This window comes from Sphingomonas sp. Marseille-Q8236, assembly GCF_965112005.1.
The window spans coordinates 26470-47616 of sequence record NZ_CBCOPO010000003.1; the positions used below are offsets into that span (position 1 = coordinate 26470).

Genomic DNA, 21147 nt, shown 5'->3' on the forward strand with positions numbered 1-21147 from the left:
GCGTCAGGGCTTCCACATAGAGGTATACAGCCCGTCGATCAGCGCCTCACCGCCTTCAAGGATCAACTCGACAACCTGCAAGTCATGCGGGGCGGTGTAGTCTGCCGGCGGCTTCTTCCACGGGATCAGCACATTCAGTTTCTTGCGGGTCGCTGCGGCGTTGCCGGCGATCACAACGAGGTTCGTCCGAGCAAGCGTGGGTACGGTCGCGGTGATCGCGGCGTCCATGGACGCAATGGCGGTCGCATGATTCACGGGATCCCGCAGCTCCAGCAGGCGCTGCAGCTGACGCAAGCCCTTCGGAACGACGCTATCCCGATTCACCTCAAACCAAATGCCACGACCGTTGTGGACATTCTTGCCCGTAGTCGGATCTTTCAGGTTCTTCTCGCCATGGAGGAGGGCGGCGACGGCCGAGTTGGTAAGGGAGGCGCGCCACTTTGCTTCCCCGACGATGACCCGGACCACGTTCCCGGCCGCGTCGAGTCGTACCCCGACGAAGTCGGAACCGAAGCGACCGAATACCTGGCGCTTGCGGGATGGATCGTAGCGAAGGTCCCACAGATAGCTCTCCACATCGGCATGGAAGCGGAAAAGGAAGATCGGGACCGACCACTGATGCTCGCCGACGAGTTCCTCTGCATAGGCCTGGGTTACCAAGCCGGCGACTACTTCGCCAAATAGGCCACGCCGGGCGACGGCCGGCAGGCAGTCTGGATAGCAGGCATGGGCTCCCGCCGCCCCAGCGTCCGGGTGAAGGTCGATGCCGACCTGCTTATGAAAATGTTCGCGCGCGTCGAGATGAGCTGACTCAAAATACGGGCGAAGAGCGTCGATCAGACTCTTGTCGATTGGCTTGATCTGTTCGAGCAGGAGGTGACCGTAGCGATCTTCGATCGTCCCGTTGGCATCGAGCCACGCCTCAAGTGCGGCGGATGGGGGCGGTTCGGTGTGCACCTCACAACCTACCGGATAGTCACGATCTTCACGGCCACGTCGCCTGCTATGTCGCGCCACGCTTTGTCGGCGGTGTACGCCGCGACGCCGAGGCGTTTGGCCAAAGCGAGGCAGAAGCGATCGCCCAGCGACAACCCGGCCGATGAGGTGGCAGCGCGCAGGTTACCGGCATCCCAGGCGAGCGCATCATCCGCCGCGACGACGGTATAGGGCAGGGCCGCCAGCATCGCCCGCACGTCGTCAAGTGGCGCGCCTAGATGAACAAAGTGGCTGATGACCTCCGCCTGATTGATCGCGCACACTGAGGCATCCGCAATCACGCTGGCGACCTTGCTGGCACCGCGCTCGCCTTTCAACAGTGCGAGGATCGCCGAGGCATCGAGAACGACATGGGTCATTCGCCGCTGTCCTCGCGCCGTACGGCAAGAAAGTCATCGACCGACGCGCCGGGCTGTTGTGCGTAGCGCTTGGCGATTGCTTGCGCCTTTGCCACCGCCTGCTCCACGGTGCGCAGGATAACTCCGTCCGGCGTTTCTTCGACAAGGACCGCACCGCCATCCTCAAGCCCTAGGCGCTTTCGAATGCCCACCGGCAGGCTCATACGACCATTTGGTGTGATGTTAACTTGTAGCGTCATATGGCAAAGCCCGCGTGTGGTGGCATTAGGAGTTATATATGCCACCATGATAGCGAAGAGGCGAGGGGGTAAACGCAAGCCGCCATCGATCCCGACAGCCACAATAGTTACTAGCGATAAGCCCGATTCCTGCTAGCAAGGTGGCAGGCAAAATTATGGGTCGGAACGGAGCCGAAACAGTGATCATCGACGTGCCGACGCCGGATGAATTTCACGATGCCGGCGTCAATCAGCTCTACCTGGCATGGAAGATCACCATGGACGCGCACGACGCGTGGTCCATCGGAGTTGGTGCCAGTGGGGATGCGGAGGCGACCGACGACTATTGGCGAAGTGTGCAGCCTGCACTGTCGAACGCCTACAGCCTTATCCAGCAAGCGATGGAGCTCGGCCTCAAGGGCCGGATCGCGCGCGTGTCGCCATACCTCCTCCTTGGCGATCCAGCCGACTGGAGCCCGAAGGCGGCGAAGGGGGCAACATCGTTTGGCGAGCTGCCGAGCCTCGAGGCGTCAAAGCTCGTAGCCGTGCACAACAGCGTTGCGGACCCGCCGCTGGACCCGGCGTTCAACACCTTCTGGACCGCGGTTCGCAAAGACCGCAACCGCATCATGCATTCGGCGCCGCGCGTAACCTTCACTGCGGGTGAGGTCACCCGTACCATCCTAATGGCGGCAAACGCGCTTTTTGCGGAGACATCATGGGTTGACCGGTTGTTTGCGATGGAGGGGGAGAGCAAGTTCGCCATCTTCGGCCTGGATGACCACGTCTACAGCGCCGTTGTCGGCCAGGTGGCCTGTGCCATCGAATTCCTCACACCCGCGGAGGCGATCGACCTTTTCGGCTTCAATCCCAGGCAGCATGCCTATCTCTGTCCTGCCTGCTTTGAGGCCACGCCGTACGATTATGCGGTGGATCTCCCAAAGCTAGCCCAGTTTGCCGCCAAGGTGCCCGGCGAGACCGAGCTAAGCTGCGTCGTCTGCCAGACGACGACTGACGTTAGCAGAGACGAGTGTGTGTATCCGGAATGTGTCGGTAACGTCATCGCCATGGAGCGGTGCCTGACCTGCTACCAGCTGCAGGACGAGCATCTGAAGATCGACGGCCCACCAAACGATGGCCAGGGGGATACTGTCTATGGCTACGACTTCATCTTTGGCCGGCCCCGCGAACGATCGGGGCGAACTTTTCTGAAGCACTATCAACGCGAAGACAGCGATGACGGTGCCATCGCCTTTGGGAAGCGAGCGCTGACGACACCTCACCTCGCAAGCTGGACCAGCGTCTCGATCTACGAGCACCAGTCCGGTATCTTTCCCTTTGGTGACAAGGCTCGAGTGCGCCCGCTTGGTCATTGGCTACGTCAGGAGGGCACGCTGTCATGGCACAAGGACGTGACTCTTTATGATCCTGTGCATGACGGTCCAGTATGATCGGCGATGATGATGCCGCGGAGCGCCGCGCGCTTCTCGCGATCGGGCCGATCGATCTGTCGCCAGCGTCAATCGATCTCGCACCGGATCTTAACCAGAGCGACCGCGCCCGGGTCGACCATTTCCTGGCGCGCGCATCGGCGGATGCGACCTTGCGTGCCTATCGGTCCGACTGGCGACTGTTCACGACCTGGTGCGACACACGCGGCTACGCCTCACTCCCGGCTTCACCCATTGTCACGGCTGCGTTCCTAAGCGAGCTTGCCAGAGACGGTAGCGCCCATTCGAATGGGCGACCGTTATCCAAGTCGTCCATCGGTCGGCGGCTGGCCGCGATCGTCTTTGCTCACCGCGCCGCTGAGCTCGAACCGCCAACCGTACAAGCCGGCGCGGCCGCGCTCGATCGCGTGATGCGGGGTATCCGTAACGCCAAACGCAGCGATCGCCCGGCGAAGAAGCGGCCGGCCGACAGCGACGTGCTGCGTGACATGGTGCGCCATATCACCGGCTCCACCCTCATCGACTACCGCGATCGCGCGCTGCTCAGCATCGGCATGATGGGGGCGTTCCGCCGCTCTGAGCTGGTCGCGATCGATGTCGCGGATGTGGCCGACGATCCACGCGGGCTGCTGGTGACAATTCCGTTTTCGAAAGGCGATCAGGAGGGCAGGGGGCAGACCGTCGCTGTTCTCGACGGCCGTCGCATGGAGCCGGTGCGTCACTATCGCGCCTGGCTGGAGGCCGCAGGTATCACCGACGGGCCTGTCTTCCGCCGCCTCACTCCGCACGGCCGCCTCACCGACAAGCCACTCAGCCCGCAAACCGTGGCGCTGGTGGTCAAGGCGCGCGCAGCCGCGGCCGGCTATGATCCGGCACTGTTCTCAGGCCATTCGCTACGCGCTGGCTTCCTGACCGAGGCGGGCCGCCATGGTGCCAATTTGTTCAAGATGAAGGAGCATAGTCGGCATAAGTCGCTCGAAATGCTCAGCGAGTATGTTCGCGATCAAGAAGCGTTTCGTAATCACGCTGGCGAAGGCTTTGCGTGAAGAGCAGGCGCGGATGGGTTGGCGTTGGCGAGGATGTCGCATAGGCAGGAGGACGAGGGGGCGCTGTGAAGACCGATACATCTGATGACTTCCAGTTCAGCTTGGCAGGCCGCGTCCGCAACCTGGGCTTTGCGCCGTCGCCGCTGAATGCGCTGTTCCCGTTGTTCGAGGCAATCGCCAACGCGTTCCATGCCATCGAGGCGCGCTGGGATCGTGAGGCGACGGCGAAGGGCGTCATCACGGTGACGATCCTACGCAGCAGCTCGGACGACGAAAACCCACCGGTCGCTGGCTTCCTGATTGAAGACAACGGGATCGGGTTGAACACCGACAATTGGCGCGCGTTCCGCACCGCAGATACCGCCAGCAAGATCAGCCGCGGCGGTAAGGGGGTCGGTCGCCTTTCCTGGCTCAAGGTGTTTCAGAATACGCACGTCAACAGCAGCTTCAGCGAAGGCGGCTCAACGCTGCACCGGTCGTTCGACTTCGCTGTCGCCCAGAACGACGCCAGTCCGCTGATTGGCCATGAGTTGCGGCTTGCGGGTGAGACCCCGACCATCGGCACGAAAGTGCGGCTGGAGCCTTACGTGCAATCCTACAGTGCGCATTGTCCTCGCAAGGTCGACACGATAGCCGCGCACATCATTGGTCATTTCCTGCGCAACTTCGCCAGCTATGAAGTGCCATCCTTCACGCTTGTTGATCGTGCCGAGCGGATCAGCCTGCTCGATTTTTACAGCAGCAACGTCGAGTCCGACACGCCCGAGACATTGAAAGTCGTCCTCGAGCCCGGGGAAGAACCGATCGACGTTGATATGTACCACATCCTGCTCAACAAGGGATTGCGCCTGCACGACGGCGGCAAGCACTGGAACCTGTATGTGGGCGATGGCCGTGTTGTTCGCGACGAGAAAATCGATAATCAGCTTGGGCTTGGTTACATCGGTGAAAATAGCGACTCCGTCTATATCGGCTTGGTGTCAGGCGACTACCTGAACGGCCACGTTAATCAGGAGCGCACCAACTTCACGTTCCGCGAAGATGACTATCGCAGCCTGCATCAGGCGGCGGTCGACGCTGCCAAGCGACACCTAGCGCCCTATATCGAACAGGTTCGCACCAAACAGGCCGGTATTACCTTGCGCGTCGTACGTGAGAACCCGCAGTTTCTGGCCGTCGCCAGCAATATCCCGGCTTTCGTCGAGGAGCATCTATCGCTCAACGCCAAGTCGGAGGAGGATATTTATATCGAGTTGGCGCGCCAGCGTCGACGCAAGCAACGCGAGACGAAGCGCGAGATAAAGGCACTATCCGCCGGCAATGCCAGTGAGGTCGTCGACCGGGTGCAGAAGGTTGCCAGTGCGATCAACTCGGACAAGAAAGCGTCGCTCGCCGAATATGTCGTTAAGCGGAAGGAGATCCTCGATCTCCTCGACAGTTCGCTGGCGTACGTCGATCCGGAGAAGCGAGACTACTTGCGTGAGGAGATCGTCCATGACCTCATCATACCGATCCGCTCGGATGGCGAAGCGCTCGACTATGAAGACCATAACCTATGGATTCTGGATGATCGACTAGCCTTCTATTCCTATTTGAAGTCCGACAAGCCCTTCACAACGTTTCTCACCGACAGCGACAGTACCCGCGAACCGGACGTCGCCGTTGTTTTCGATCGATCGCTGGCGTTCGACCGTGAAGGTACTGACGAACCGATTATCATTGTCGAATTCAAGCGACCCGGCCGACCCAACTACAGTCATAGCGACAACCCGGTCACGCAGGTGCTTGAATATGTAAACATCATGCGGAACGGCGGAGCGTTCAAGGATCGCACCGGCAGGTTCCGCAAACCTATTCCTCCCAGCACCAGATTTATCTGCTTCGTCGTCGCTGATTTTACGCCAAAGCTGGTCGAGGTTGTATCAATGTCGATTGCTCAGAATAAAAGTGCGGATGGCGAGGGGTACTTTGGCTTTTCGCCCATCCACAATGCCGTCGTTGAGGTTCTGCCTTACAACAAGCTGCTTCATGATGCCCGGCTGAGAAACGAGGCCTTCTTTGCCAAGCTCGGGCTGAACTAGTTACTCGGAATCACGAATTTGCGCGGATGACATAGCTGCGATTCCTATGTCAGCTAGGGAGGGCATCAGGTGGCACTACCGTCTCTGGTGGCGTATAAAGCTGGTCCCTAGTCGCGCGAACCACGTCGTTTACATATTCCGGCCATGGGCCGGCACCTGGTGGCATCGCAGCTTCTTCCTGTCGGTCCCGCAGGCGATTGCGGATCGTGCGGGCGGTGGTGCGGGTCGCCTCGTTGTCATCGTGCCAGGCGCCCCAGCGAACCCGCCAGTTAACGTATCGTGGCGCGAAAACCAGGAAGATCAAGGCCCCCACGCCGACGCCGTGTTCGCCAAGCAGCAGGATGGGAAGCGTGGCAATGGCGAATGCCTGAATCAGCGCCCAACAGGAACGATGACGGCGAAAGCCGTTCTGAACCAGCGTCGTCGGCCACCACGGACCTGCGACTGCCCATGCCGCGAGCGCGACCAACAGGCCGGTCAACACCATGCTGACGACGAAACCGATCCACAGCAGCGCCTTGGGAGCAATGAAGGTCAAGAAATCACCCATGCTGGCGCTGCGTGTCGAGGTCGCGCAGCTCGCGCAACAGATCGGTGGCCGGCGTCGAGACCACGATATCGTGGATGACCTTCTGGTCGAGGCTGATCACGTCTCCGACCGGACGTTCCGCGTAGCGAACCAGCGCAGGCTCGCTGGACGGCGTCCAACGTCGCGACGTGCCGGGCTTGAGTTCGAAAAGAAAGCGAGCAGGGGAGGCCAGGCTGATGCTCTGCGTTTGGCCATCGCTGCTCTGGCGGATGTCGGCGACCACGCCGCGATAGCCGACCCCAAGTCCGTCATGCTGGAGATCGGTCAGCACATAGGCGATCGGGCGATGACCGTGCTGCGTAGGCTTGATGATATGCGTGTAGGCCCAGCCGTGCCCGCCAAAGTCCCACCCTTCCGTAGCGACATCGAGTGCATCGTCGGCCATCAGCATGACGACTGCCAGCGTCGAGAAAATCGGTGCGCAGATGCCCCACACCAGATCACTAGCGCTCAACGCGGCTGCCTTTGGCCCACCCTGCGCGACGATCAGCAACGTGCCGATCGGATTGACCGCGGGCGTCCGGTAATCTGCGAGCAAGAAGCGGCTGACGTCGATCAGAAGCGTTTGCACCAGCCCGATAGCAAGCCCGGTCAGCAGGTGCGCGATCAGGGAAACGGCGACCCCGATCGCTAGCACGCTCAATGCGTTAACCGGCAGATCCGGGCGCGCAACGGCGTACCGGCGGGCGCGGGTATTCCAGAGCAGGATTGCGAAGAAGCCAGGAAGGAGGATTGCAACGCCTGTGACAACGGCCAGCGTCAGTGAGAACAAGGCTCAGGCCTCGACCAATTTCCGCTTACCGGTCGCCTGGTCAATGACCATCTTAGGGCGCTTGCCCGCAGCCTTCATAGCCTTGAGCTCCCGCTCGAGGCGTAACATGTCATCGTAACCGCCAAGCTGCCACGCGATCGAGGCGGTCTCTTGCTGTTCGCGAGGGGTCAGAACAGTGGCCATGTGGACAACATAGGGACGCGATCGCGCCGCGTCTATGGGTCACGGTCCTATACCAGCATCTGACGGCCTGAAGGCTTAGTCAGCCAGCGTTCGAAAGTGCGTCGATGATCCGACAATCGGCGATCGTTGTCGCGTCGCAGGTCGCTCCCCATTGCACGATCTCGGTTCTCAGCGCGGCGAGATCGGCGAGCTTGCGATCGATCTCATGGATGTGAACCGCGGCGATCGCATCGACCTCCGCGCAGGAGCCGCGCGGATCGTCTGCTAACCGCAGAAGGTCACGCACCTGGTCGAGGGTGAAGCCCAGATCGCGCGAGCGCTTGATGAACGACAGGCGATCCAGGTGGGAGCCGTTGTAAACGCGGTAGTTCCCTCCGCTGCGGATCGGCGCCCCGATCAATCCTTCCGCTTCGTAGAAGCGTACCGTCTCGACCTTCAACCCGGTCAATCTTGCTATTTCACCGATCTTCATCACAGACCCTTGACCCTCTAGTGGGATGAGGGTTCATATAGGGGGTCCGACCCAACGAATCGAGCACGATGATGGCGGACGCCTGTTGTTCAGCAAAGCGCGACACGATCGCGGAACTTGGCCGTAAGGCCGAGCAGCGACGCGCGCTGATCGTCGTCATGGTCATCAACCTATCGATGTTCGCCATCGAGTTCGGTGGTGGGCTGCTGGCCCGCTCGTCGGCGCTGATGGCGGACTCTGTCGACATGTTCGGCGATGCCGTGGTCTATGGGCTGAGCCTCTATGCACTCAATCGTGGCGCACGTTGGGAGGCGGGAGCGGCGATCGCCAAGGGCGGCCTCATCCTGGTATTCGGCATCGCCGTCCTCGTCGAAATCGCCGGTAAGATCGCCAACGGCGTGCCGCCGTCTTCGACGCTGATGCTCGGCTTCGGCGGGGCGGCGCTGGCAGCGAACCTCACGTGTCTGGCGCTGTTGTGGCGTTTCCGCGCGGCGAACGTGAACATGGCGAGCACCTTCGAGTGTTCGCGCAACGATGTCGCATCAAACATCGGAGTGCTCATCGCAGCGAGCCTCGTCCACCTCACAGGTGCCGCATGGCCCGACATCGTGGTCGGAGGCGTCATTGCGATTATCTTCCTCCGCTCCGCGTGGCGGGTGTTCGCGGATGCTATCCCCGCATGGCGTTCTGCTGACAGGTCCAGTGCCTACAATCGCCCTCATCGCGGAGAGAACGCATGACATCGGGCCGTCATGGTGATAGGTGCGTTCCCATGCTGGCCCGCGCCTGGTCCTTGCTGCTCCTCCTGCTGGCGTCGTCGCTCGTGATGACGGCGACCGTCCACGCGCGCGAAGTGCCGGGGCAGGCGACGACGATCGAATGCACAGGCGTCGTCCATGTAGATGGTGATGCCGATCAATCGCAGGGTGATGCCGACAAGGCGATCCCGCATCATCATGGAACCTGTCACGGACAGGCTCTGAGCATTCCGCAGGCCGACGCCATCCCGGTCACCTTCAATATCGAGGGCGCTCGTCCCAAGCCCGGTTTCGACGCCGTGCGGGCGCTGAGTTCCGTCGATCCGGCGTTGCGGCCGCCGAACGCCTGACGGATGCTGCCGGCCGGGACGACCCGGCCTGACGACATTCGTTAGGATTCTTCGACAATGCAGAAATTGTGCGCAGCCTTGCTGGCTGCGGCGTCGTGCGCCTCGGTGGCCCACGCGCAAGCCGGGCCGCCTGTGCCTATCGAGCAGGCTGGACCGATCTATTCGCTCGACCAGGCGGTCGTCGCTGCCGGCGGTTCGGCGCCTTCGACCTCGGCCGCTACCGCTGCCATCGAAGCCGCACGTGCGGGCCGGACCGTTGCGGGATTGCGACCCAACCCGGTCTTCCAAGGACAGATCGAGAATATAACGGGCTCCGGACCCTATCGGGGCGTGCGCGCCGCAGAGACTACGGTCGGGTTCGCCATTCCGATCGAATTGGGTGGCAAGCGCAGCGCCCGGGTCGGAGTCGCCAACGCCCAACTCTCACGCGCCGAGATCCAGGCGGCCATCATAGCCGCAGACGTGCGGTTGCAAGTGACGCAGCTCTACGTAGAAGCGGTCGCAGCCGAGCGACGGGTGACAACGGCGCGGGATCAGGCGCGGATAGCGGGCGATGCACTCCGAGCGGCGAGTGTTCGCGTCCAGGCCGGACGGGCGTCGCCGCTTGAACAACAACGCGCCGACGTCGCACGGATCAACGCCGAGGCCAACGTCGAGCGTCAGCTTCGGCTCTCAGAGGCGGCCCGGGCGAACCTGGCGCGACGGATTGGTCGGCCGATCGATGGCCGCCTCGACGACGCGTTGCTCGATCGACTGCCCGGCGCTGCGGCCTATGGGCCCGCGGCACCGGTACGAACGGTGGGAACGCTGGCGCTGGCCGCAGCCGATGCGGACTTCAGCATCGCGGATGCCGGCGTAAGGCTCGCACGCGCCAACCGTGTACCTGACATCAACGTCGGCCCGGCGCTGCGCAGGCTGGAAGCAACGAACGACACCGCGGCCGTCTTTACGGTCTCGATACCGATCCCGGTGTTCAACAACGGCCGCGCGGCGATCGCGCAGGCGACTGCACAGCGTACCCAGGCGGACGCTCTTCGCCGGGTGACGGCGCTCGACATCGAGCAAGCCATCACTGACGCGCAGGCTCAGGCGGCGAACGCGGCGACGACCGCGCGTGCGGCGTCCGGACCGGCTTTGGCAGCCGCGCAGGAAGCGGCTCGGATCGCGCGTATCGGATACCGCGAAGGCAAGTTCGGGCAACTCGAACTGCTCGACGCCGAACGCACCCTCGCCGAGACGCGCGTCGCCGCGATCGACGCGCTCGCCAACTACCAGAATGCACGCGCGCAAGTGGAGCGGCTGACCGCCCCTGCGCCCGTTGGGGGAAATCAGTGATGAAAAGCTATTATCTCGTGGGCGCAGCGACGGCCGCCCTCCTGCTGTCGGCATGCGGCGGTGGAAGCGACGCCGGAAACGAAGCCGCTGCGAACGAGGCAGCGAGCAGTGCCCCGGCGAATGCCGGGGCGGAAGCACCGGCTCAGAAGGATGCGCTTACGCTAACCTCCGAGCAGATCGCAGCGGCCGGAGTGCAAATCGGCCGTCCGATCGTCGGAGGTGCGGGAACGATCGAGCTTCCCGCGATCATCGAAGGCGATCCGCAGGGCACGCAGGTCGTGTCGGCTGCCATCGCCGGTCGGGTGGTCGCGCTCACGCGCAATCTCGGGCAGACCGTCGGCCGCGGTCAGACGATCGCCGTGATCGAAAGCCGGGAGGCCGCACAGATCAAGGGCGAGGTGCAGGCCGCGCGTGCACGGCTGCAGCTCGCGAACTCCAATCTCGCGCGCGAACAGCGCTTGTTCTCGCAGAAGGTCTCGCCCGAGCAGGACCTGATCGCGGCGCGCACCGCAGCGACGGAGGCGCGCATCGCGCTCACCCAGGCGCAGAGTACCGTTTCGGCAGCCGGCGTCGGCGGGGCGGGACTGAACCGGCTGGGAATCGCCGCCCCGATCTCGGGCCAGGTGATCGCACGGCCCGTGACCCTCGGTCAGACCGTGACGGCCGATGCCGAGCTCTATCGCATCGCCAATCTCGGCCAGGTGTCGCTGGCCTTGAATCTCAAGCCGGAGGATGCCGGCCGCGTCCGTCCCGGCAACGTCGTGACGGTCAAGGCCGCGGGCCGGCAGGCGACGGCGCGGATCACCTTCGTGTCGCCAGCGCTCGATCCCCAGACCCGCCTCGTGCCGTCGATCGCGACGCTCGACAATCGTGGTGGCACCTGGCGCGTTGGCGAACCCGTGACCGCTTCGGTCGAACTGACGGGTAGCGGCGGCAGCGGTGCGATCCGTGTGCCGACCACGGCGGTGCAGACCGACGAGGGCAAATCGGTCGTCTTCGTACGAACTCCAAAAGGCTTCCAGGCGACCCAGGTGCAGCTCGGCGACGCATCCGGTGACACGGTGATCGTCCGCTCCGGCCTGACTGGCCGTGAGCAGATCGCCACCACCGGCAGCTTCACGCTCAAGGCCGAACTCGGCAAGAGCGAAGCGGTAGAGGATTGAGATCATGATCGCCCGCATCGTCACATGGGCGGTCGAGAAGCGTTGGCTCGTCCTGCTGCTCGCCGTCATCGCCGCAACCATCGGCGCCTTCTCCCTCTACCGGCTGCCGATCGACGCGGTGCCGGACATCACCAACAATCAGGTACAGATCAACGTTCGCGCGCCAGCGCTGTCGCCCGAGCTGGTCGAGAAGCAGGTGTCGTTCCCGATCGAGACGGCGCTCGCCGGCACCCCGGGCCTTGAATACACCCGCTCGTTGAGCCGCAACGGCTTCGCGCAGATTACGGCCGTCTTCTCCGACGCGACCGACATCTACTTCGCCCGCCAGCAGGTCGGCGAACGGCTGCAGGGTGTGGCCGAGAACCTGCCCGACGGCGTGAACCCCGAAATGGGACCGATCGCGACCGGTCTGGGCGAGGTGTACATGTACACCGTCCGCCTGCAGCACCGCGCCGACGACAAGCACAAGCCCGGCGAGCCGGGCCAGCAGCCCGACGGCAGCTACATCACCCCCGAGGGCGATCGGCTGACGAGCGAGGAGGACAAGGCGACCTATCTGCGTACCGCGCAGGACTGGATCGTCACCCCGCTACTGAAGAACACGCCCGGCCTGGCTGGTGTCGACTCGATCGGAGGCTATGCCAAGCAGTTCCTGGTTGTCCCCGATGTCCAAAAGCTCGCTTCACTCGGCATCACGCTGACCGAACTGGGTAACGCTCTCGAGCGGAACAATACCAGTGTCGGAGGCGGCTTCGTCAACCGCAACGGTGAGGGACTGGCGGTAAGGTCGGACGCTCTGGTCCGCAACACCGGCGAGTTGGCCCGGACTGTCGTGGCGACCCGCAACGGCGTGCCCGTGACGCTCGATCAGGTCGCGACCGTTCGCACCGGACAGGCGATCCGGATGGGTTCCGCGTCCGAGAACGGCACCGAGGTCGTGGTGGGTACCGCGATCATGCGGATCGGTGAGAACAGCCGCTCGGTCGCGACCGCGGTCGCGGACAAGCTGAAGACGATCAACGCCTCGCTTCCGCCGGACGTGGTTGTGCAGCCGGTACTCAACCGCACCGAGCTGGTTAACTCCACCATCCGGACGGTGGCGCGCAACCTCGGCGAAGGCGCGGTCCTCGTCATCGTGGTCCTTTTTCTCCTGCTCGGAAACTTCCGCGCGGCGCTCATTGCAGCGCTCGTCATTCCGATCACGATGACGCTAACCGGATTCGGGATGCTCAAGGCAGGCGTCTCTGCCAACCTCATGAGCCTCGGCGCGCTTGACTTCGGCCTGATCGTCGATGGCGCGGTCATCATCGTCGAGAATGCGTTGCGCAGGCTCGCGGAGCGCCAACATCACGAAGGCCGACTGCTCACGGTCAAGGAGCGGCTCGCGAGCGTGGCGGCTGCCGCGCGCGAGATGATCCGGCCTTCGGTATACGGACAGGCGATCATCATACTCGTCTACGTACCGCTGCTCACGCTCACCGGCGTCGAGGGCAAGACGTTCGTGCCGATGGCGCTCACCGTCATCATCGCGCTCGCCTTCGCGTTCGTGCTGTCGCTCACCTTCGTGCCTGCGATGATTGCCATCTGGCTGTCGAAGAAGGTCGACGAGGAGGACGGCCGCATCGTCACCTGGCTCAAGAAGCGCTATGAGCCGGGGCTCGATCGGGCCATGAGGCGTCCCACGATCACGATCGGGGCGGCCGTCGGCAGCCTCGTCCTGGCGGTCTTAGCGTTCGGAACGCTGGGGCAGGTGTTCCTGCCGCAGCTCGACGAGGGTGACCTGCTCATCCAGTCGCTGCGCATCCCGGCGACGTCGGTCCAGCAGAGCCAGGCGATGCAGGTGCCGATCGAACGCATGATGTCGAAGCAGCCCGAGGTGCAGTTCGTCTATTCGAAGACGGGCACCGCCGAGCTCGCATCGGACCCGATGCCGCCCAACGCCACGGACATGTTCGTCATCCTGAAACCGCGCGACGCATGGCCCGACCCCAAGTTGGCGAAGGAGGATCTGGTCAAGCGCATCGAGGGGAATCTCGCGAAGTTCCCGGGCAACGCCTACGAGATCACCCAGCCGATCCAGATGCGCTTCAACGAGCTGATCGCAGGCGTTCGCGGCGACATCGCCGTCAAGGTCTTCGGCGACGATTTCTCCGCCATGAACCGGACGGCGGAGCAGGTCGCGTCGATCCTGCGCAAGACGCAGGGCGCGGCCGACGTGAAGGTCGAGCAGACGACGGGTCTCCCGATGCTCGACATCCGCGTCAACCGCGATGCGATGGCACGCCTCGGCGTCACCGCTCAGGATGTGCAGGACACCGTCACCGCCACCCTCGGCGGCCGCACCTCCGGGCAGATCTTCGAAGGAGACCGCCGCTTCCCGGTTGTCATCCGCCTCTCGGAGGCGCAGCGTTCGGATTTGGGGCTGCTGCAACAGGTCCAGGTTCCGGTCGCCGGCGGGTCCTTCGTTCCGCTTTCCAGCGTCGCCGACATCGGAGTCGTGGACGGGCCGAACCAGATCAGCCGCGAAAACGGCAAGCGCCGGGTGGTCGTGCAGGCCAACGTGCGTGGTCGCGACGTCGGAAGCGTTGTGGCCGACGCACAGGCTGCCATCGGCAGCCAGGTGCGCCTGCCACCGGGCAGCTATCTCGAATGGGGTGGACAGTTCGAGAACCTCCAGTCGGCCAGCGCAAGGCTGAAGCTGGTCATCCCGGCCTGCTTCGTCCTGATCCTGTTCCTCCTCTATGGCGCTCTGGGATCGGTGCGTGATGCCGCGATCGTGTTCACCGGCGTGCCCTTCGCACTGGTGGGCGGCGTGCTGCTTCTCTTCGTGCGCGGCATGGACTTCTCGATCTCCGCCGCGGTGGGCTTCATCGCGCTGTCCGGCATCGCGGTCCTCAACGGCCTCGTCATGGTCAGCTCCATCCAGGACCTGATCCGTTCGGGCATGGATCGCGCCGAGGCGGCGCATGTTGGTGCGATGCAGCGCCTGCGTCCGGTCGCCATGACGGCGCTGGTGGCATCGCTCGGCTTCGTACCGATGGCGCTCGGACATGGTGCCGGAGCCGAGGTGCAGAAGCCGTTGGCGACGGTCGTCATCGGCGGGCTGATCTCGGCGACGCTGCTGACGCTCTTCGTGCTTCCCACCCTTTACGCGCGGTTCGGGCAGAAGGCGATCGAGCTGCCGGAGCACTACAACGAAGAGCACGAAGGCGATGATCACGGTCAGACCTTCGGGAAGACCATGGCCTGACGAACGAGGGGGGCGGCCTCGTCGTGCCGCCCTCCCATATCGATGATGGGGATACCCATGCCGGAGATCACGATTTCCCGAGTTTTCCATGGTCCGCCGCTGCGGATCTGGTCCGCGCTGATAGAGCCCGAGCACCGTCAAGCCTGGAGGCCGATGATCCAGCTCGACGATGCCAGCCAGGTCGGCGAAACCCAGTGCACGTTCGCCTTCCCGGGCTGGTCACGGTCCGTCCGTTCACCCGCCGAGGTCGACCGCCTGGACAAGCCCCGGGCTTTCGCCTGGTCGTGCGGCATTTCTCACGTGTTCATGATCGAGGAGCGCTTCGAACTCCAGGGTGACGACGGCGGCACCACGGTGTCGCACAGCTGCGTCCTCCGGGGCCTGCTCTCGCTCCCAATCGCCGCAATGGTTCTGCGTCGTCTGCGCGTACTGATGATCGAGGCCGACGACCGACTTGCGGCCTACCTTCACTGGCGCGCCGGACAGGCGGTCCGCGGAGCCGACCGGCGCCGCATAGCGCAGCACTATCGAAGGAAGGTACGATGATTGGCATCAGGATCGTCGCGATGGTCGGCTTCGTGGTCCTGACCGGCTGCTCGAAGCCCGCGCCCAGCGACCCGCCCACCCAGCAGGAGGTTCATTCCGCCGACAGCGGGGTGTCGACCGGGCAACTCGGCCGTCACCGCTATCGCTGCGACGACGGAAGCAGGCTGCTGATCGACTACAAGGACGATGGACTGCGGCTCGACTTGCGCGACGGGAACGACACTCCTCCCCGGATACTCAGCGCGCCCACGCAAAGGCTGCAATATGTCGGCGACGGCATCACGGCGACGTTCTCCGGTAAGCAGCTGACGATCATCGAGGGCACGAGCCGAACCCGGACCTGCGTCCAGGAGGGCAGCAAGTGACCCGGTCGTACCAACGGTGCGGTTCGGCCGGAACACGTCCGCGCAGACGTCAGCGGAGGGCGTGACGATGTCCGATCCGACAATCTCGAACGTCATGGCGATCCGCGCAGACATGATCGCGCGCAGTCGAGCGCTTCGCGAAGCGCAGGCGAACATGGCGCCCGGCGCAGTGCCGGGCGTCCCCTCGTCCAGTTTCGCGCAGACGCTCGACGGCGTCGTGGCGAAGGTGAATGAGACGCAGCAGCGGGAAGACGTCGCCACCGAGGCCTACGAGCGCGGCGAGACGAACGACATCGCGACCGTCGCGCTCATCCAGAACCGTGCAAGTGTCGCGTTCGAAGCGACGCTTCAGGTCCGCAACAAACTTCTGTCCGCATACAAAGACATCATGAACATGCCGCTCGGCTGAAGCCGAAGCATGCTGGAGCAATGAATATTTATGATTGTGGGCGCCACGCCACGATTTCGGCAGATCATGTTTGAGGTATGGAAGCCGCTGACGATCCTCTTCGTATGGGATGTCGCGGTCACCGCCTTCCACTTCATGACGCCGATCAAGGAGCCGCCGCTTCCGACGGCGTTATTCGGCACCGCGATCGCGCTGTTCATGGGGTTCCGAACCAACGCCGCCTATGCGCGCTGGTGGGAGGCGCGGACGCTGTGGGGCGCGCTTATCAACGCGTCACGCTCTCTGTCCAGATTCACTCTCAGCCTTTCAGCCGCAAGCAACACGGGTAATGACGTTCATCGAGATGTAATTCGCCGCCAGATCGCCTTCGCCAATGCGCTCCGCTGCCAACTTCGCAAGGAATCTGTCCGTGGCGAGATTGATCGTTCTGCTGGTGTGTTGCTGGCTGAAGCCACCGCTTACGAAAGCAATCCCGCTAATGCGATTTTGAATAGTATATCTCTTGTCTTTGCGAATGAACTATCTGCGGGTCGCATAGACACGATTCAGCAGGCAACTGTAGAACGCATCCTTATAGACATCGCCAATGCCCAAGGCGGGATGGAGCGTATCAAAAATACGCCACTACCAAATGGATTTCGATTCTTTCCAAATCTATTCACAAGGATATTCTGCCTTCTCTTGCCAGTTGCGCTAGTTGAGTCGCTTGGTGTCGCGACGCCAATTGGATCAACATTGATAGGCCTTATATTTTTGGCAGTATTGAGCATTGGAGACGATTTAACTGATCCGTTTGCAAATTCCGTCCATGATGTACCGCTCACAGCAATGTGCAGGACAATCGAAATCAATCTATTAGAGGCCGCTAGGCTAGAGGCTCCTGCGCCAATAACTCCAGTAGGTGGAGTTCTATGGTGAGCGGTATACGTAACGGATTGCCAAAATCAGCTTTAAGACTCGCGACGTTCTTGCCGCTGGCAGTTTCGGCTTTGGCACTATCTTCCTGCGATGGTGGCTCCGATAGGTCAATGGTTGGGCCCCATAATGCAAGTACGGTGCCTGGGTTTCTCGGTCAGCGCATTGTCTATTGCGATGATGGGTCGCGTGCCGATGTCGACTATCTTGTTGACGGGTTGCAAATGGCAGTAACCTGGCTGCCGCATGGCAAAACACAGATTTTGCGAGCAAATCGCACAGGAGAGGAATTTCGAAGTCGCCATTTAAAAGCGATTGTTGCCGGCAAATCAATCGCATTCACCTTTTCAAATAAAAGAATACGTGCCTGTCATCCAATTGAGGAGGGTGGCTAACGCTCATTATTGAATATTTAGTGCTGTCAATACGTATCTATAGCCTAGGCATGATCAACGCTAAACTAGGAGAGCTATGACTTTTCTCTAGCTTTTTATACGTCAACGTCTGCTTCGTACTTACCGCCGCAACATACGGGATATGCCGCTTTGCCCGCATCCGACCAAAGACCAACGTTGGGAGACCGTCATGAACGACAAGCTCGAACTCGACATTCCGATGCTGCTGCCCGACCTGCCCGATGCCGCCGACGCCTGCCTGGATCGCCTCGTCTCCACCCTGACGACGCGCGACGGTGTCGAAAAGGCCCACGTCATCACGGTCGACGGTGACGCCCCTGCAGCACTGTGCATCCATTTTGACGCCGCCAAGCTGCCGCTGCCGCGTCTGCGCGAGATGGTACGTGCGGCAGGCGCCGAGATCACCGAACGCTACGGCCATTCCATCTGGCAGGTGACGGGGATCACGCACGAACGCCGGGCACGCACCGTCGGCGACACGCTCGGCGCGATGCCCGGCGTTGTCCAGGCGAGCGCGAGCACCAGCGGAACGATCCGCGTCGAATACGATCGCCAGCGGACGGACGAGGACGAAATCCGTGCGTCGCTTCGCAAGCTCAAGGTAGGTCTCGGTGAACGGATCGCATCCGACGATCATGCCGGACACGATCACGGGACGGGCGACCAAACGAGGGAGGAGGAGCATGGCCCAGGCGACGGGCACGATCATTCGCACGCCGAGTTTCTAGGGCCAAACACCGAGTTGATCTTCGCTCTCGCCTGCGGTGCGCTGCTCGGGATCGGCTACGGCATCGAGAAGCTTATGCCCGACGCGGCGCAATGGCTGCCGACCGCCTGCTTCGTCGCGGCCTATTTCTTCGGCGGCTTCTTCACGCTCCGCGAAGCGATCGACAACCTGCGCCTCCGCAGGTTCGAGATCGACACCCTGATGCTGGTCGCCGCGGCCGGTGCTGCGGCCCTTGGCGCTTGGGCGGAAGGCGCGCTGCTGCTCTTCCTCTTCAGTTTCGGTCACGCGCTCGAGCATTATGCCATGGGTCGTGCCAAGAAGGCCATCGAGGCGCTTGCGAAGCTCGCGCCGGAGATCGCGACCGTCCGGCGGGACGGTCAGAAAAGCGAGATACCCGTCGAACAGCTGGTGATCGGCGATGTCGCGATCGTTCGGCCAAACGAACGCTTGCCCGCAGACGGCTTCATCATCAAGGGCTCCAGCGCGATCGACCAGGCTCCCGTCACCGGCGAGAGCATCCCGGTCGACAAGGTTCCCGTCGCCGATGCCGTAACCGCTCGTGCCAAGCCGGACGCGGTGAGTGCCGAAAGCCGGGTGTTCGCCGGTACGATCAATGGCGGGAGCGCGATCGAGATCGAGGTGACGCGCCGCTCCAACGAGAGTGCACTCGCCAAGGTCGTGAAAATGGTCAGCGAGGCGGAAACGCAGAAATCTCCGACGCAGCGGTTCACCGATCGCTTCGAGCGGGTGTTCGTGCCTGCCGTCCTCGCACTCGCCTTTCTCCTCCTGTTCGCCTGGGTCGTCGTCGACGAGCCGTTCCGCGACAGCTTCTACCGGGCGATGGCCGTGCTGGTGGCGGCAAGCCCTTGCGCGCTGGCGATCGCGACGCCGAGTGCGGTGCTTTCCGGCGTCGCGCGAGCGGCGCGGGGCGGCGTGCTGGTCAAGGGCGGCGCGCCGCTCGAGAACCTCGGATCGTTGAAGGCGATCGCCTTCGATAAGACGGGCACATTGACCGAGGGGCGGCCACGCATCACCGATGTCGTGGTAGTCGACGCTGCCGACGAGAACGAGCTACTGGCACTCGCCGTCGCGGTCGAGGCGCTCAGCGACCACCCGCTTGCGCAGGCGATCGTCAAGGACGGCCGCGAACGACTGGGCGCACGCGAACTTCCCGAAGCCGGAGACCTCAAGAGCCTCACCGGCCGCGGCGTCACCGCAACGGTCGGGGACGAGACAGTGTGGATCGGGAAGGCCGAGATGTTCGGCAAGGAAGGCATTCCGGCGCTTGGCCAAGAGGCATCGAGTGCCATTGCAACACTGCGCGAGAGCGGCCGCACCACGATGGTCGTGCGGATGGGAGACAGAGATCTCGGCGCTATCGGTCTCATGGACACGCCGCGCGAAGCTGCAAGGACCGCGTTGCGTCGTCTGCACGACATGGGTGTGTCGCGAATGATCATGATCTCCGGCGACCATCAAAAGGTCGCCGAGGCGATCGCGCGGGACGTCGGGATCGACGAAGCTTGGGGCGATCTGATGCCCGAGGACAAGGTGGCCGCAATCAAGAAGCTGGCAGGCGAGGACAAGGTCGCGATGGTCGGCGATGGAGTCAACGATGCACCTGCCATGGCGAGTGCGACCGTCGGCATCGCGATGGGCGCGGCGGGCTCGGACGTTGCTCTGGAAACCGCAGACGTGGCGCTGATGGCCGACGACCTGGCGCACCTGCCGTTCGCGGTCGGCCTCAGTAGGCACACGCGAGGGGTAATCCGCCAGAACGTCTTCGTCAGCCTGGGCGTCGTCGGCTTCCTCGTGCCGGCAACCATCCTGGGACTCGGCATCGGACCCGCGGTGGCGGTGCACGAGGGATCGACCTTGCTGGTCGTCGTCAACGCCTTGAGGCTGCTAGCCTACCGCGATCCGACCGGTAGGGCAGGATGACGGTGGAAGCCGTGAGAACGCCCACGTCTGAAAAGACAGTTGCGTGCAGCAGCCTGGGGATGTTGCTCGAGCATCGTCTTCGGCTGCGCCCGCGACGCTCGGGGATCTGAATCACAATGTTCGACATCATACTGGATGTACTTTCCTCCTTGGGAGGTTTCGGCGTTTTTTTGCTGATGCTTTTGGAGAACGTCTTTCCGCCGATCCCGTCGGAGGTGCTCCTGCCGCTCTGCGGCTATGTCGCCACGCGAGGTGAAATCGGCGTGCCAGCCGTCATCGTCGCCGGCACGCTCGGATCGGGTGTCGGTGCGCTCCTGTGGTACTATGCCGGTCGCTGGGTCGGCGTCGATCGCCTGAAGCGCTTCGCCGCCTCGCACGGCCGCTGGCTGACACTGACCCCAAGCGAGATCGATCGGGTTGACCGCTGGTTCGATCGGCGCGGGCGCTGGGCGGTGCTGTTCGGACGCATGATCCCGGGCATCCGCACGCTGATATCCGTGCCGGCCGGCGTCAGCGGAATGCCGCTCGTACCGTTTCTCGTTGCGACGTTCGCAGGATCCGCAATCTGGACGAGCGTCCTGGTGGTGGCCGGCTTCCGATTGGGCACCCGGTATCGGCAGGTGGCCGACCTCATCGAGCCCACCAGCAACGCCGTGATCGTTGCCGCCTTCATCTGGTACGCCTGGAGGGTCGCAACGTTCGATCCATCGAGGGGGGGCACTGATGGCCCTCAGTAATCTTCGCGCGCGTCGATCCATTCGGGCCCAGGCCCGCTCGGATCGCACCCGGATCCGTTCTTCGGCGG

The 21147-nt window shown here is 62.9% G+C and carries 22 protein-coding genes; 15 read left to right on the forward strand and 7 right to left on the reverse strand.

Annotated features, from left to right (window positions below):
- Positions 1–3: 3 nt before the first annotated feature.
- From ACWPWT_RS19100 to ACWPWT_RS19110, 3 genes are read right to left on the reverse strand one after another with little or no spacing between them, the layout of a single operon-like run.
- Positions 4–957, reverse strand: a complete 954-nt coding sequence (locus ACWPWT_RS19100; protein WP_043061473.1) for a hypothetical protein — start codon at positions 955–957, stop codon at positions 4–6.
- Between the two features lie 8 nt (positions 958–965).
- Positions 966–1355: a type II toxin-antitoxin system VapC family toxin gene (locus ACWPWT_RS19105; protein WP_076718539.1), complete on the reverse strand. Its 390-nt coding sequence runs from the start codon at positions 1353–1355 to the stop codon at positions 966–968.
- Positions 1352–1594: an AbrB/MazE/SpoVT family DNA-binding domain-containing protein gene (locus tag ACWPWT_RS19110; RefSeq protein ID WP_043061471.1), complete on the reverse strand. Its 243-nt coding sequence runs from the start codon at positions 1592–1594 to the stop codon at positions 1352–1354. Before ACWPWT_RS19110 ends, ACWPWT_RS19105 begins: the two co-directional genes overlap by 4 nt.
- Positions 1595–1773: 179 nt before the next feature.
- On the opposite strand from ACWPWT_RS19110, the gene ACWPWT_RS19115 reads away from it, so the two are divergent.
- The 3 genes from ACWPWT_RS19115 (at position 1774) to ACWPWT_RS19125 (ending at position 6151) form a co-directional block, all read left to right on the forward strand.
- Positions 1774–3024 carry a hypothetical protein gene (locus ACWPWT_RS19115; RefSeq protein ID WP_133178092.1) on the forward strand — a complete coding sequence of 417 codons (1251 nt, stop codon included), beginning with the start codon at positions 1774–1776 and terminating at the stop codon, positions 3022–3024.
- On the forward strand, positions 3021–4070 hold the full coding sequence (locus ACWPWT_RS19120; protein WP_076718536.1) for a site-specific integrase: 1050 nt from the start codon (positions 3021–3023) through the stop codon (positions 4068–4070). The genes ACWPWT_RS19115 and ACWPWT_RS19120 overlap by 4 nt, the downstream gene beginning before the upstream one ends.
- Positions 4071–4135: 65 nt before the next feature.
- Complete coding sequence (locus ACWPWT_RS19125) at positions 4136–6151, forward strand: hypothetical protein (RefSeq protein ID WP_076718534.1); 2016 nt, start codon at positions 4136–4138, stop codon at positions 6149–6151.
- 49 nt (positions 6152–6200) lie between these two features.
- Here ACWPWT_RS19125 and ACWPWT_RS19130 read toward each other — a convergent pair whose 3' ends face one another.
- The 4 genes from ACWPWT_RS19130 to ACWPWT_RS19145 all read right to left on the reverse strand — a co-directional run bounded on the left by ACWPWT_RS19130 (position 6201) and on the right by ACWPWT_RS19145 (position 8167).
- Complete coding sequence (locus tag ACWPWT_RS19130; RefSeq protein ID WP_061780449.1) at positions 6201–6701, reverse strand: hypothetical protein; 501 nt, start codon at positions 6699–6701, stop codon at positions 6201–6203.
- Positions 6694–7512: a hypothetical protein gene (locus ACWPWT_RS19135; RefSeq protein ID WP_156884404.1), complete on the reverse strand. Its 819-nt coding sequence runs from the start codon at positions 7510–7512 to the stop codon at positions 6694–6696. Before ACWPWT_RS19135 ends, ACWPWT_RS19130 begins: the two co-directional genes overlap by 8 nt.
- 3 nt (positions 7513–7515) lie before the next feature.
- On the reverse strand, positions 7516–7695 hold the full coding sequence (locus ACWPWT_RS19140) for a hypothetical protein (RefSeq protein WP_043061464.1): 180 nt from the start codon (positions 7693–7695) through the stop codon (positions 7516–7518).
- A gap of 79 nt (positions 7696–7774) precedes the next feature.
- Positions 7775–8167, reverse strand: a complete 393-nt coding sequence (locus ACWPWT_RS19145; protein ID WP_043061463.1) for a MerR family transcriptional regulator — start codon at positions 8165–8167, stop codon at positions 7775–7777.
- Between the two features lie 71 nt (positions 8168–8238).
- Between ACWPWT_RS19145 and ACWPWT_RS19150 the strand changes: the two genes are divergently transcribed.
- The 12 genes from ACWPWT_RS19150 to ACWPWT_RS19205 all read left to right on the forward strand — a co-directional run bounded on the left by ACWPWT_RS19150 (position 8239) and on the right by ACWPWT_RS19205 (position 21079).
- The gene (locus ACWPWT_RS19150) at positions 8239–8907 is read left to right on the forward strand and encodes a cation transporter (protein ID WP_076718600.1); all 669 of its coding nucleotides are present in this window, start codon (positions 8239–8241) and stop codon (positions 8905–8907) included.
- Positions 8908–8939: 32 nt separating this feature from the next.
- Complete coding sequence (locus tag ACWPWT_RS19155) at positions 8940–9275, forward strand: hypothetical protein (protein ID WP_061780451.1); 336 nt, start codon at positions 8940–8942, stop codon at positions 9273–9275.
- Positions 9276–9332: 57 nt separating this feature from the next.
- A complete protein-coding gene (locus tag ACWPWT_RS19160; RefSeq protein ID WP_076718528.1) occupies positions 9333–10610 on the forward strand; it encodes a TolC family protein in 1278 nt (425 codons plus the stop codon).
- On the forward strand, positions 10610–11773 hold the full coding sequence (locus ACWPWT_RS19165; RefSeq protein WP_076718526.1) for an efflux RND transporter periplasmic adaptor subunit: 1164 nt from the start codon (positions 10610–10612) through the stop codon (positions 11771–11773). The genes ACWPWT_RS19160 and ACWPWT_RS19165 overlap by 1 nt, the downstream gene beginning before the upstream one ends.
- Before the next feature lie 4 nt (positions 11774–11777).
- Complete coding sequence (locus ACWPWT_RS19170; protein ID WP_076718524.1) at positions 11778–15023, forward strand: efflux RND transporter permease subunit; 3246 nt, start codon at positions 11778–11780, stop codon at positions 15021–15023.
- A 57-nt stretch (positions 15024–15080) separates the two neighbouring features.
- Positions 15081–15569, forward strand: a complete 489-nt coding sequence (locus ACWPWT_RS19175) for an SRPBCC family protein (protein WP_076718599.1) — start codon at positions 15081–15083, stop codon at positions 15567–15569.
- Positions 15566–15934 (forward strand): hypothetical protein, encoded by a 369-nt coding sequence (locus ACWPWT_RS19180; RefSeq protein ID WP_076718522.1) that lies wholly within the window; start codon positions 15566–15568, stop codon positions 15932–15934. The genes ACWPWT_RS19175 and ACWPWT_RS19180 overlap by 4 nt, the downstream gene beginning before the upstream one ends.
- A 67-nt stretch (positions 15935–16001) precedes the next feature.
- Positions 16002–16343 (forward strand): flagellar hook-basal body complex protein FliE, encoded by a 342-nt coding sequence (gene fliE / locus ACWPWT_RS19185; RefSeq protein ID WP_076718597.1) that lies wholly within the window; start codon positions 16002–16004, stop codon positions 16341–16343.
- Positions 16344–16373: 30 nt separating this feature from the next.
- Complete coding sequence (locus ACWPWT_RS19190; RefSeq protein ID WP_454281013.1) at positions 16374–17261, forward strand: bestrophin family protein; 888 nt, start codon at positions 16374–16376, stop codon at positions 17259–17261.
- On the forward strand, positions 17258–17653 hold the full coding sequence (locus ACWPWT_RS19195; RefSeq protein WP_237243630.1) for a hypothetical protein: 396 nt from the start codon (positions 17258–17260) through the stop codon (positions 17651–17653). Before ACWPWT_RS19190 ends, ACWPWT_RS19195 begins: the two co-directional genes overlap by 4 nt.
- A gap of 190 nt (positions 17654–17843) precedes the next feature.
- Positions 17844–20342: a heavy metal translocating P-type ATPase gene (locus ACWPWT_RS19200; protein WP_184106160.1), complete on the forward strand. Its 2499-nt coding sequence runs from the start codon at positions 17844–17846 to the stop codon at positions 20340–20342.
- 116 nt (positions 20343–20458) lie between these two features.
- A complete protein-coding gene (locus ACWPWT_RS19205; protein ID WP_076718514.1) occupies positions 20459–21079 on the forward strand; it encodes a DedA family protein in 621 nt (206 codons plus the stop codon).
- The last annotated feature ends 68 nt before the right edge of the window (positions 21080–21147 follow it).